9 protein-coding genes are annotated in these 13,796 nt (G+C 42.1%); 6 read left to right on the top strand and 3 right to left on the bottom strand.

Going from position 1 to position 13,796, the window contains the following annotated elements:
* Positions 1-123 precede the first annotated feature (123 nt).
* A complete protein-coding gene (locus IQ234_RS02555; RefSeq protein ID WP_193955919.1) occupies positions 124-1,398 on the top strand; it encodes an O-antigen ligase family protein in 1,275 nt (424 codons plus the stop codon).
* 434 nt (positions 1,399-1,832) lie between these two features.
* Here IQ234_RS02555 and IQ234_RS02560 read toward each other — a convergent pair whose 3' ends face one another.
* From IQ234_RS02560 to IQ234_RS02570, 3 genes are all read right to left on the bottom strand, one after another.
* The gene (locus IQ234_RS02560) at positions 1,833-2,729 is read right to left on the bottom strand and encodes an AEC family transporter (RefSeq protein WP_193955920.1); all 897 of its coding nucleotides are present in this window, start codon (positions 2,727-2,729) and stop codon (positions 1,833-1,835) included.
* 75 nt (positions 2,730-2,804) lie between these two features.
* Complete coding sequence (locus IQ234_RS02565) at positions 2,805-3,047, bottom strand: nucleotidyltransferase family protein (RefSeq protein WP_228008342.1); 243 nt, start codon at positions 3,045-3,047, stop codon at positions 2,805-2,807.
* Between the two features lie 46 nt (positions 3,048-3,093).
* Positions 3,094-3,954, bottom strand: coding sequence for a formylglycine-generating enzyme family protein (locus IQ234_RS02570; protein ID WP_193955921.1), 861 nt, complete (start codon positions 3,952-3,954; stop codon positions 3,094-3,096).
* Between the two features lie 404 nt (positions 3,955-4,358).
* On the opposite strand from IQ234_RS02570, the gene IQ234_RS20930 reads away from it, so the two are divergent.
* From IQ234_RS20930 to IQ234_RS02590, 5 genes are all read left to right on the top strand, one after another.
* Positions 4,359-4,613 carry a hypothetical protein gene (locus IQ234_RS20930; RefSeq protein WP_228008343.1) on the top strand — a complete coding sequence of 85 codons (255 nt, stop codon included), beginning with the start codon at positions 4,359-4,361 and terminating at the stop codon, positions 4,611-4,613.
* A gap of 49 nt (positions 4,614-4,662) precedes the next feature.
* On the top strand, positions 4,663-4,920 hold the full coding sequence (locus IQ234_RS20935; protein WP_228008344.1) for a hypothetical protein: 258 nt from the start codon (positions 4,663-4,665) through the stop codon (positions 4,918-4,920).
* Between the two features lie 424 nt (positions 4,921-5,344).
* Positions 5,345-9,109: a tetratricopeptide repeat protein gene (locus IQ234_RS02580; protein ID WP_193955922.1), complete on the top strand. Its 3,765-nt coding sequence runs from the start codon at positions 5,345-5,347 to the stop codon at positions 9,107-9,109.
* Between the two features lie 43 nt (positions 9,110-9,152).
* Positions 9,153-12,872, top strand: coding sequence for an FkbM family methyltransferase (locus IQ234_RS02585; protein WP_193955923.1), 3,720 nt, complete (start codon positions 9,153-9,155; stop codon positions 12,870-12,872).
* Positions 12,873-12,913: 41 nt separating this feature from the next.
* The gene (locus IQ234_RS02590) at positions 12,914-13,612 is read left to right on the top strand and encodes a hypothetical protein (RefSeq protein WP_228008345.1); all 699 of its coding nucleotides are present in this window, start codon (positions 12,914-12,916) and stop codon (positions 13,610-13,612) included.
* Positions 13,613-13,796: the final 184 nt, after the last annotated feature.

The raw sequence follows: 13,796 nt of genomic DNA on the forward strand, positions 1-13,796 counted from the left end.
CGACGGTGAGCTCAGCCGAACCGCCGAACGGTGCTGCGCCGTCCACTTGGTTTTCGAGACTGGCCTTTTAATTCTAACGTAAAGCCGCCGTTCTACGGCGGGGTTTCAGACCCAAAATTTCCGATGAAAAAGATTTTTTGTCAAGGGTGGGAGTGGAATTTAATACTTTTTTCAGTTTTTATCGCCATGATGCTGCCGGAGTTGGCGGGTATCGGCATTATTATCGTGTTAATTAGGGTTTTTACTGGCAATTTTCGGGCAATTATCCAGTCACGTCTTAATCAAGGTCTCGGTATCGTCACACTTTGGCTAATGATTAGTGCCAGTCTTTCCCCAACTCCGGGGGATGCTTGGATTGGTTTAGGAAATTTCCTACCTTTTTTCTTCTTTTTTAGCAATCTTCGGCAATTAATTAAAAAACCCTCTCAATTGTGTCAACTAGCTTGGGTGATGGTTATTCCGTCGGTTTGGGTAGTGGTGATGGGATGGGGACAAATTTTTCTCGGTTGGCAAAAACCGGAAGCATTAAAAGGGATTTTTACCTGGCCCTACGGAGCGGGGGGTGAACCTTTGGGGCGGATGTCTTCGGTTTTTATGTATGCTAATCTTTTAGGGGCTTATTTACTCATAACTCTGATTTTAGCGATCGGTTTATTAATTCTAACTTGGCGGCAGTGGCACAGACAAAGAAATAAGCTTTTAAATCTCAAAGTCGGGTTTTTAACTTTAACTATATTTATCGATAGTGTAGGGCTATTTTTAAGCAATTCTCGCAATGCTTGGGCCTTAGCCTTTTTAGGTTGCCTAATTTTCGCCCTTTATCTGGGTTGGAATGCCTTAGTCGCTGGTTTTGTGCTCTTGGGGGGGGTGATTTCCCTTGCTTCTTGGGGACCAAATCCTTTCAGGGATAGTCTGCGTTTTTTGGTTCCTAGGGCGATTTGGGCGCGATTATCCGATGAAATGTTCCCCAATCGTCCTCTAGCGACTCTCAGATCAACTCAATGGCGTTTTACTCTAGAAATGACCCAAGAAAGACCCCTATTCGGTTGGGGATTACGCAGTTTTACACCTCTCTACGAAAAAAGTCAGGGATTGTGGTTAGGTCATCCCCATAATTTATATTTGATGTTAATGGCAGAAACGGGAATTATTGGCTTAATTTTGTTGTCTGTTTGGGTGGGTTGGATTTATGCCCAAGGGTGGCGTTTATTTATCTTTCTACGGCAACAAAAAGCCGGGGGTGAGTTAATTATCTTTACCTATCTGGTGGCCTTTGGTGCTTGCGTTTTATTTAATCTCGTCGATGTCACCCTCTCCGATGTCAAGATTAATACTATTGTTTGGCTTCTCTTGGCTGCCATTGCTGGAGTGAGTCAAAGGTTAAATTATGAATTATGAATTATGAATTATGAATTATGAATTATGAAGTGGGGTGTGGGAATTATAAATTATGAATTATGAATTATGAATTATGAATTATGAATTATGAATTATGAAGTGGGGTGTGGGAATTATAAATTATGAATTATGAATTATGAATTATGAAGTGGGGTGTGGGAATTATAAATTATGAATTATGAATTATGAAGTGGGGTGTGGGAATTATGAATTATGAAGTGGGGTGTGGGAATTATGAATTATGAATTATGAATTATGAAGTGGGGTGTGGGAATTATGAATTATGAATTATGAATTATGAAGTGGGGTGTGGGGAGAAGCTTTTTTCAGTGATCAGTAAACAGTAATCAGTGAACTGAAAACTCACATCTGATAACTGATAACTGATAACTGACTCCTAACCCCACCAACAAACTTTTTGCTGCAAACCCTACTTATAAATAGACTTTTAATAACCAAAGAAAAAAAGGAATAGTCAGAAAACTAGCAAGGGTAGTGACCACAACTGTGCGGGCCATTAAAGTGGCCGAACCACCGAATTCTGTGACTAAAATGACAGTATTAACGGCGGTGGGCATGGCACTCTGTAGGATGAGAATTTTTAGATCCATACCAGTTAATCCTAAACTATTGCCGATCGCAAATGCCAAAAGAGGAGCGACTAAAAGACGCAAACCGGCCCCTAATAATTCTAATTTACCGATCGCTAATTTTTGCTGAGATAATTGGATACCTAGGATAATTAAAGCCAAAGGAATTGCCGCTTGTCCTAGATAGCTAATACTTTTATCTAATTGCAGGGGAAGATGAAAAGAGAAAGTTTGAAAGCTAATGCCGATAAAAATTGACCAGATTAAGGGCAATTGAAAAACTAAGCGAAATCCTGAAAGAAAGCTTTTTCCTCGCAAATAAGCGGGACTAATACCAAATAACAGAATACTAGAACCAATCATATAGATTATCGCTCTTTCTAGTCCAGCCGCACCCAGGGCAAAACTAGCCACAGGTAAACCCATATTACCGTTATTGGGCATCACAGCGGCAGCCATGAGGCTTTTGCGGATATCAGCATCGAGACTGAGACAAGAGGCGATAATTTCGACGACAATCGCCATTACCAGTGAGATAAGAGCAAAACCTAGGAGAATTAAACCGATATTGCTGCCGGATAGAGTGGTGCGATAGAGTCCATCAATCACCAAAGCGGGAGCAAGAATATACACCGTGATTTGGGAAAGGGAATGCACTTCAACAGTGAGAATTTTTCCTGCTATCACACCGATGAGGATGATAAAACCCACTGGAATAATAGCGGAGAGGATGACAAGCATTAATCAGGTAAAAAGTAAATAGTAAACAGAAAAAAACTGATCTGATTTTTTAACAGATTTCTGTTATCATCCCAGTCACTCGATCGATTTTTTCGTTAGCAAATCAACTTTCCGTCCCAATAAATTCTCTAATTCCCGTTTCATCCTCGAAAACTCCAGAAGTCCCCAAGAAACACTATCTTGGAAACTGACCAGTATATCAATATCGCTGTCTGGACGAAAATCTTCCCGCAAAACCGATCCGAATAAACACATTTCAGATATCTGCCATTTCTGACAAAATTCGCTGATTATTTGCTGGGATAGTTCTATTTTCAATTTTTTCACCTCCCTGTCACTTGTAATCAGTGATCGGTTTTCAGATTTAAGGGGAATTATCGCTAACGACACGAAAACCAATATCATAGAGTCCAGCAGTAGCCATAAATTTGACTCGGTAGGCCGAGCGACATTTGTTCGGTCCATCATTCCAGGAACCGCCGCGTAAAACTCGTCTGTCCCTATCTTCTATTGTGGCTGCTTCGTAGTTATCGCGCCAGTAATCTGCACACCATTCCCTGACATTTCCGTGCAAATCGTAGAGTCCGAAAGGGTTAGCGACGGCAAACATTCCCACTGGTGTGGTTTCCCTGCGATCACAACCTAGGCGACCTTCCCCATAACGACCAGAACTGCACACTTTCCCGCCATAATCCCAGTCCACCCCGGAATAGTTGGCTAAATCCGTGGAAATTGTCGGGCCAAAGTGAAAAGGGGTTGATGTACCTCCCCGACAAGCGTATTCCCATTCTTTTTCTGCGGGTAAACGATAATTCAGTCCGGTGAGACGGGATAGGCGATCGCAAAATTCCACCGCTTCCCACCAGTTAATTTGTTCTACAGGGCGATCATAACCTTCAAAATGGGCCGGATAGGGATTAAGTTCAATATTTACCGGTTCTAATTTTGCCACCTCGCGCCATTGTCGTTGGGTAATTGGGTAGCGACTCAGACAAAAAGCCTGAATATTAACCAGAGATTGGGGACTTTGACTCAATTTCCAGCCTAACTCGCTTTTGGGCGCACCGGTGAGGTATTGACCGCTAGGGATAGAAATCATCTCTAAAAAGGTTTTTTTGCTTAAAAAATACTGATAACCTCGATTAGTGACTTTTTCCCGTTTAATTTCCTCACCTTTGCCATTAACAGTGACCACCTCATCGGTAAAATCTAACCATTCTCCCATTCTGCACTCCTCTATCGGTTATCGGTTGATCGGGTTAAGCTGCGGGCATAGAAAAATCTCGCAACCTTAGTATCTTGAGAAGTAGGCAACCCGTCCCAACCAGGGTAAAAAATACCACTTTGTAGCTACATATTACCTAAAATGTCGGATGAATGCCCCCAGAATTGCCCGGGGTTGCGTCTTTGCAATTCATCGATCACAAAAGATACCCCCAATAGATCACTGACAGAACTAAATTTTTGTGTAGTTGATCTTGACAGTAGCCAACCGTAGTAATCCATACTGATGATGGTTAGACCCGTAAAAATCCATACCAAAGAAACGAGGGTATTGAGACGGCAAACCGAACCATAAGCCGCCTCATGACCTCAAAACCATTAACCCCTTAACGAAGGAAACAAAAAATGAAAGCTTCTAACTACCAAGAAATCGCCAAAGCCGCTATTCTAGCCGGTGGTCTCGCCGCGGCCGGTGTATTGTCCGTTGGCGAAAGCACCCAAGCCCAATTTGCTGCGTCTGCATCCCAATCCCGATTGTCCGTCGCCGTCACTAGCATTCTCACCGAGGGCAACGCTGCGGCTACTAATATAGCAAAAAATGGGTTATTTAGGACGCTTTCAATTTTCAAACTCTTATCGGTCAAGGGTTTCAGCGATTGATTGTCCTAATCACCCCGATCTTTGCTATAGCTTTGCCGCCGAGCAGATTTTGCCCTCCGCTGACTATGCCTATACCGGTCCCGCTTCAATCATCGTTGAGTACACTACCCAGAATATTAATGCAGGAACCACCGTTGCCATTACAGGGGTGACCATGTCTGCTGGTGCAGCTGTAAACGCAAGTACCCAACTAACGCTGGAGCGTGCCACCGCCTTTGCTGTTTCGACGGCTGGGGCTGGCTCTCAGTTTGGGGATGTGTCTGGTATTGTCCGGGCTTGGACAACAGGGACTTCCGTTTTAGATTAGTTCCGGGTTCCTGGCGGGGTGGGCGGCGGACTGGTTTAACCGAGCAGACCCGCTCCCGCTGGGGTGCTGAGTCGGATATTACTCCTTAGGGGGTGTCTAAAACGGATAATTGATCCCCCCTATCCCCCCTTATAAAACGGGGGAAATCGTAACAAGTCACCCTTGTCGAGGAAGATTTAGGGGGATCATCTCTTGTAGATTTCACGTCTCAAAAGTCTTCTGATACTAAGTCTGGTTATCAAAAACTGATTATTTATTCACCCTTTTGCCGTTCGGCTGAGTTCGCCGAAGGTCTGATCTCGCGTGGAAGTCTGGCGGCCGAAGCCTTTTGCCTGTCCTTATGAGTGGCCCATACCTAACCGATTTAGTATGAGTGGTTGCCAATAACCTGAATTTTTCTAGCTTTGCGGATGCAGTCGTTGTAATGATCATATTCTGTAATCGTATTCCCTACTATCAAACCGCTTGGAGTTACCGAGTATTAAGTGAACTGTACAATCGGTCGGGGCTTGATTTTCAGGCGGGGGTGTTCCAGGACGCGGTGTCTCTTGACCGTCATTTAAGGTTACGGCAGGGAGAAGCTATCCCCCTTTTATTACAGTTTGAGGTATTGGGGCAAGATGCCCTTCAGGGGATTCAACAGGAGGGGGCGTTAGTTGTCTATAGCCACGCCGATCCGCGTCAGTCCTTGGGCAACACCATCAGGGGTAGTCAAGAAACCGTTACCCAAGCCGTGGCGAAACAGTTGCAATGTCAGCCCCATATTTGGCTGCCCTTAGCCCATCGAGTTATTTGGTTAAACGAAAGGGACATCAGGCAAACGCCCCTAGGGCAGATAGAGGCTCTAGCCCAAGCCGTTGGTTTAACGTTTAATAGCCAAGATTATCCGATAGAGAATTTATTAGATTTTCCAACCAAGTCTGCGCCTTGGCAGGAATGTTTTAGCAAGGAAGAGCAGTTATTAGTCCACTGTCTTTTTAAACCCTTGCTACTATTCGGCGGAGATGAAACCGGCGAAACCTTTAGGGAAATATTTTTAAATTTGGTTAAAGAAATAAATTGGCAAACTTGCCTGGATTTATTAGCAACCCTACAAAAAGATCTTTGGCAAACACTACCCGATCAGCGGGAGCTAGTCTATCAAGAAATAAAAAATTCCTTGATTGATTCCTTTGCCGATTGCGGTTTAGGGAATCAAGGGGCAGAAATCGCCCATTATCTGGGCAATCAATTCACGCAGCAGGGTCATTTTGCTTTGGCTCAGTCTTGGTATCTCAAGGCGATCGAGTTAGAGCCTGAGCGTTCTCAATCTTATTACAATTTGGGGGTTGTCAATGAAAAACAACAACAATGGGAATCGGCGATCAACTATTATCGTCAAGCGATTAGGTTGAATCCTCAATACGCCAAAGCCTACTATCGTTTAGGCTTAAATCTCAAACAGCAATTAATTAACCAGAGAGAAAACGTTAAAGACGAGAAAAAGCAAGCAATCACCCTGGAAATAAGCCAATGCTTGACTCAGGTTTTAAGTCTTGAACCAAATCATCCTAGTATCAAATTTCAACTAGCTAAATTTTGGCAAGATCAAGGAGATTTAGCAAAAGCAAAAAGTCTTTTAACAGCGAAGGAATGGGAGTTATTACCGGATTTTGTTTCCCATTTAATTAATACAGGGAACAAATGGGAGCGACGGGGAAAATTCCCTCAGGCGCAAAACTGTTATGAGATGGCCTTGGAGTTTGAACCTTCGGCGATCGAACCCTTATTTAATCTGGGTCTCATCTTTGAAAAACAAGAAAAACTACCTGAGGCGAGCGCCTATTATCATCAAGTGTTAGCCCTTGATCCTAATTACATTCCCGCGCTACAAAATTGTGGCATGGTTTTAGAAAAAATTGGTTATATTCATGATGCGATCACCTACTATCAAAAAATCTTAACCATAGACAGTAACCATATTTCAGCCCTCAAAAGTTTATCTCTTTGTGCCGAAAAACTCGGTAGAATAACCAAGGCGCTTGATTATTGTCATAAAATCCAGCAGTTGGAACCCCAGGATTGTTTTAATCACTCATTCTTATTATGGTGTCTTGGCGCATTGACCACTGCTTCTCCCCAGGATATCCTCGATATTTCCTATCTCTGGTATATCTACCACGTCGTTAAACAGGGCCTTCCTACCCTCAAATACCATCAGAGACAACCAGACCCCGATCGTCGATTGCGTATCGGCTATATTTCTCCTGATTTTCGTCGTCACTCCTGTAGTTTTTTTATTAAGCCTTTATTAGAAAATCACCATCACGATCAATTTGAAATATTTGCCTACGCCGAAGTCGCCAAAGAGGATTACGTTACCGAAAAAATCCAAGCAATCTGCGATCACTGGCGCTCTACCGTGGGTCTATCGGATTTAGAAGTAGCGGAGTTAATCCAAGCAGATCAAATTGATATTTTGGTAGATTTAGCCGGTCATACCACGGGGAATCGCCTTAAAGTGTTGGGAATGAAACCCGCCCCCATTCAGGCGACCTATTTAGGTTATTTTATAACCACGGGTTTACCCACCATTGATTATTGGATTACCGATGAGGCGTTACATCCTTCCGACACTCCCGAATTAACCAGTGAGACAATTTGGCGTTTACCCCGTTGTTATCTAACCTATGACAACTATCTCGACACCCCAGCGGTTTCACCCCCGCCTTTTGAGAAAACGCGTTTAATTACCTTCGGTTCTTTTAACAACACCAGAAAATTAACCCCTGAAACCCTTGATGTTTGGTGCCAAATACTGAAAGCCGTTCCTAACTCTCGTCTCTTTCTTAAAGTAATTGGCCATGCAGGAGGAGACCCGAAAGTTCAAGCTAATTTAATTGCTAACTTTACAGAGAGAGGTGTCAGTGCCGATAGACTGTTCATTCAAGGGGCATTCTCCGGCGATCAAGCACATTTTTCGTCCTACAACAATGTGGACATTCATCTTGATCCGTTTCCCTATGGGGGGTGTACTACCACCTGCGAAGCATTATGGATGGGAGTTCCTACCCTGACTTTAGCCGGGGGACGTAATATGGAGCGTTTGAGTGTCACCCTCTTAAAAGCAGTGGGTTTAGACGAGTGGATTGCGGATACTCGCGAAGATTATGTGCAGAAGGCGGTTCAATTTGCTCAAGATACTGTCTATTTAGCCAATTTACGAGCTACGATGCGCGATCGCCTAGCTCAATCGGAATTGTTAGATGCCAAGGGAATGGCGGCGGCGATGGAAGCGGCTTATCGACAAATGTGGCAAATTTATTTAGAGGAACAAAATAAGGTTAATTCTCCTCCCCTTCCCGTGGTCCCAGAGGAGAACAGTGCGGCATATTATCACCAACTTGGACGAGAAAAAACCCTTGCCGGAGAATTAGAGTTAGCCAAAAACTTCTATCTGCAAGCGATAAAAGTAGATGCTACCTATGCCAAGTCCTATCATAATCTGGGCTTTTTAGCGGCGCAACAAGGACAATTAGAGGAGGCGATTAGTTATTATCAACAAGCGATTCAATCTCAGCCTGATTATCCCACCGCTTTTTATAATCTCGGCTTGGTCTATGAACAATTACAAGAGACAGAAAAGGCGATCAATTGTTATTCCCATTCTGTGCAGTTAGATTCCACTAATATGGAGGTTTATAAAACTCTGGCGCAGCTGTATGATCGCCAAGAAAACTATGCCAAAGCGGAAAAATACTACCGTTGTGCTTTACTGCTGCAACCGGATAACTTAGAATTGCGCTATAACTTGGGAGTCGTTCTCTACGAGCAGGAAAAGTTTGATAAAGCAGTCAGTTGCTTCCAAAAAATTATTCAAGCCAAACCCCAAGATGCGATCGCCTATTTACACTTAGGAATAAGTTATAAGCAGCAAAAATTGTTAACCAAAGCAAAAAGTTGTTTTGAAAAAGCGATCGAGTTAGATCCCGACTATGCCATGGCCTATTACAATCTGGGAGTGGTTTATAGCCGTCAACCTGATGAAAGAAAAGCGATTGATTGTTTTCGTCAGTCCCTCTGCTGTGATCCCGAAAACAAATTGGCCTATACAGCGCTTCTTTTTACGCTTAGTGGTATTAAGGGAGTTAGTTCAGAGGAAATTTACGACGCTTCTTCTCGTTGGTATCGCAACAAAACCCAAACTTAAATATTGTCAATAGTATTGTTTTATAATCATTAAATTTCCTGCCATGACTATCTTCTTACAAACGCTAAAAGCCCAGCATTTTTTAGATAACATTCATATTACCATTGCCCAGATAGGTTCTCGAAAATTATCTGGGGCTGATGATTATAGTAGTCAATCTTGGGGAATTTTTGCCCCTAATTTAACTATCTATGGATTTGAGGCCGATGCCGATGAATGTAAGCGCATGAATCAGAATTTAAAGGAAAGAAATATCAGGCATCAAGAAAAACATATTCCCATCGCCCTTAGTAACATTCAAGGCAAATCCCAACTATATGTTACTAAAGAGAAAATGTGTAGTTCTCTTTATGAACCAAATCACAGCTATGTATCTCGTTTTCGCAATTTTCTACCAGAATTTCTTACCCTAGACTATGTATCAGAAATAGAAACAACCACCCTGGATAGTTTTTGTGCTAGTGAATTAATTGATACCATTGATTTTTTGCAGGTAGATGTACAAGGGGCAGAATTAAACATTTTTCAAGGGGCGCCACAGATCATCAAAAACAGCACCTTGGCTATTCAAACCGAAGTTGAATTTGCCCCTATCTATAAGAATCAACCGCTTTTTGCTGACGTAGATAATCATTTACGGCAGCAAGGTTTTTTTCTTCAAGGTTTTAAAGGATTACATTGTATTTCCAAAAAATCTTTTCCCGTTGAGATTAAATCGGGTATTCCTCAGTATCTTTCGGGACAACTGTTGTGGTCTGATGCCTTTTACTTTCAAGATTTAATTGGTCAATCTAGTCCGGTATCCCCGGAAAAACTATTAAAACAGGCTTGTATCGCGGACATATTGTACTTTCCTGATTATGCTTTAGAATTGCTGGAATATCTCACCGTCAATTATGGTTCTAATCCTCAATATAATTTTACAGAAGTAATTAATATTGGCCTATCGATTCTCAGGGGAAATACAAGTAATAATATGGCAGAATTGACTATCCCCCAATCAAATATCCCTAAGCCAGCGTCTGCGGCCCAACACAAACTCAAAATTGGTTATGTATCCCCTGACTTTAAACGTCATCCCGTAGGTTTTTTTATTGCCCCAATTATTAAACATCACGATCATCAAAAATTTGAAATTTATTGTTATGGGGAAATCAAAAAAGTTGATCAAATAACAGAAGAAATTAAAGCTTCTTGCGATCACTGGCGATCAACCCTCGGACTTACCGATGCCGAAGTGATCGAGCAAATTAAACAGGATCAGATTGACATCCTAATTGATCTAGCGGGTCATACAGACGATAATCGTCTGCCGATCTTTTTTGGCAAACCTGCCCCTATTCAAGCTTCCTACTTGGGCTATTTTGCCACGACAGGTATCCCTACCATCGATTATTGGATTACCGATCATCATTTACACCCCGTAGATACGGAAGAAAAAACCAGCGAGACGATTTGGCGACTCCCCAGATGCTATGTGGCCTATCAACCTTCTTCGGAAGCCCTAGAAGTCAATCCCCTGCCCGCCTTAAGTTCAGAACATATTACCTTTGGTTGCTTGAACAATTTTTCTAAACTGAATCCTTTCCTTTTATCCCTGTGGGCAAAAATCCTTCAGGCATTACCCCAGGCCCGTCTCATCCTCAAAAGCCACTATCATAATTTAGACGATCCCCAAGAAAAACAAAGTGTTGAATTATTCCTGCAAGAACAAGGTCTTAATCTCGAACAAGTTGAATTAATTAACTCACCGACATTGGCTGAGGATTATTTCGCTTTGTATCATCGCATTGATATTCACCTTGATACTTTTCCTTACAATGGTTGCACGACCACCTGCGATGCCCTATGGATGGGGGTTCCGGTTTTAACCCTTGCTGGCGATCGTAAAATCCAACGGATGGGAAATAGTCTCCTACAGGCGATCGGCTTAGGGGATTGGATCGCTCACAGTCCCGAAGAGTACGTTAACAAAGCCATTACTTTTGCCCAGGATCTAGAGGCGATCGCTAAATTAAGAACTAGCTTAAGAGAGCGTTTTCAAAAATCTCAACTAGGAGATATACAAGGTTTAACTCTAGCCTTAGAAAATGCTTATCAACAGATGTGGAAAAAACTAGAACAGGAAAAAATACAACCATTAGAGTCCGGTGATCAACAAATAAACCCGATGCACTCTCCGGTAGAGACGCAAAGTCCCCTCAATTATTACAGTCAATACCTGCAAAAACATTGTCCTCAAATTACCTCAGAAGATTGTGATCAACTTTTAGCTTTTGCTGATAATACTAACTGGAATCAACCCACTACCCTGAGGGAATGGAACAATGTAGCAGTGATTATGCTTATTGAGGCAGAAGAGACACAAGATATTGCCTTTCGCAAACGACTATTAAACGATGCGATAGCGGTTTTAGAGAAAGGAAAAGCCCATCCCTTAGCCGCCGTTCATTTAGCGCTGATTTATAGTCTAATAGGCGATTACAGCAAAGCCTATGTTTTAGCTTATTCTGTTTTTGTCGGTATTCTTGATCCGGCTTTTAGGAAAACCGCTTCAAACAAAGGACTTGTTTATTTACCTTCCACCGCGCGTACTTTATTAAACAAAGCTGAATATTTAGAGAAAATTCTAGCAGCCGAAAACTGCTACGAGCAAATATTACTCTTATGTAGTGAAGTTCTTAATCTATCTCAACCCTACTTTTACACAGCTTCTGGGCAAGATACTCTACAATTAATCTCTCAATCCCTTGCAACATCTCCCGTCGTACAGTTACAACTAGGAATTGCTCGTTTTTGTGGGCAAAAATGGGATGGTATTTTTTACTTGCTCAAAGCTCATCAGATTAATCCCACTTACCCCCCCTCAATACAAGCTCTTTATTTGGCTTATCGTAACTTACCGGAAGCAAAAACGGCAGAGTATTGGCTTCAGCAAGGGGTCACTCATTTTAACCCCAATTCTCCTGATGTGGGAGAGTGGATTTGGACCCAAGCCAGACTGGAAAATCCTTTTACTTATGTTCCCTATGATAATCTCATTCTGACAGTGGAAGCTAACTTAAAAAGTATTACCACTGCTGTTTTACTCGCCCAAAAAGATTGGTTTGAAGCGGAAATGGAATTATGGCGTATCCAAATCCGTCCTGATATGACCGTTATTGATGTGGGGGCCAATGTAGGAGTTTATACCTTTAGTGCCGCCCAAAGGGTGGGAGAAACAGGGAAAGTCATCGCTATCGAACCGTTTAAAGATTGTGTAAACTGCTTACGAGAAACAAGCCGTATCAATCAACTCCCTTGGGTTAAAATTTACGAAGCGGCGGCGAGTGATCATTGTGGTTCGGCGAAACTATCTCTCCATAATGCCAGTGAGTTAAATGAGGTTGTCAGCGATAATTCCCCTAATTATGATTTGGCTAATACTGTAACTATTCAATGTTTAACCCTTGATAGTTTAATTGAAACAGAAAACCTGACGAGGGTTGACTGGTTAAAAATAGATGCCGAGGGACATGAAATAAAAGTTCTACAGGGAGCGGAACGTTTATTAACAGAATTTAAGCCCAATATTATCTATGAAAATATTGCTGGAAACCACGGTAGCAATAGTGCTATAATGGAATACATCCAAGCAAAAGGTTATCAGGTTTATAGTTATCGCCCCTATGTCCAGGAATTAGTTCCTGTGACCGATGCAAAACAACTAAACAGTCAGTTAAACTTAATTGCTGTTTATAATGCTAAGGGGGTAAAGCCTTAAATACCGTTTTTAATTTACCAATTGAAAATGAGGTTAATAAAATGAAAACTCTAAGCAGACTTAACTCCAAAGAATCGGCACTAACTATCTTAGTTATTGTTTCACAAATTTTTGTCGTTAATGTTCGGGTAATTGCCCAGTCAATTCCTCAAATTTCGATTCCCCGTCTTCCTTCTCCTGTTATTCCTATAAGAATCCCAAATATAGTAATTCCTACGGTAAATGTGACAATAAAGGATAATATTCCTTCCACCAGCCTCAAATCTCCACCAGTCATTCCTACTGCGATTACCCCTACGGTAAATGTGACAATAAAGGATAATATTCCTTCCACCAGCCTTAAATCTCCACCGATCATTCCCACGTTGAATGTATCCTTCAATGAGCAAGGTCGTCCTATTTTTGCTAAGTATGATGGCAAAGATATTTCTACTAATATTCCTAGCATTTTAGATTTAAAACCCCTTACTTTTTCCGTCACGGGAAACCAAGGTAATACAGAACCTAGTTCTCTTTCTGTGATTAACAATAATGGAGTGACAACCGAAACGACCAGAGTTGGCAGCACAAGTATTCCTATTCCACAACCAACAGCAGCTAATGGTCAGCTTGTCACGGTATCTACAGTTAATGTAGTTTTTCCATCTAGTCAAAAAGCGACGGGGATAAGTTCTACGGTAACGGGTAATAGCTCTTCATTTAACCTACAAGTTAATTTCACAGCTCCGGTTTTAGACTAGGATGACTGGTGATGAGCAAGTAAGCCCAATCCCTCTCGCGACATCATTGGGAAAATGTTCGAGAATAACATTTTGGATGCAGGCTCCTTGCGCCCAAAATGTCGGGCAAATTCGTTTTATTTAGGAGCATAAAGCATACGTCCTCCCCTAGATAACCTTTTCGGTGATATTTGGTAGTGGTGGT

The sequence above is a fragment of the Microcystis aeruginosa LEGE 91341 genome (assembly GCF_015206885.1).
Taxonomy (GTDB): Bacteria; Cyanobacteriota; Cyanobacteriia; order Cyanobacteriales; family Microcystaceae; genus Microcystis; species Microcystis aeruginosa_H.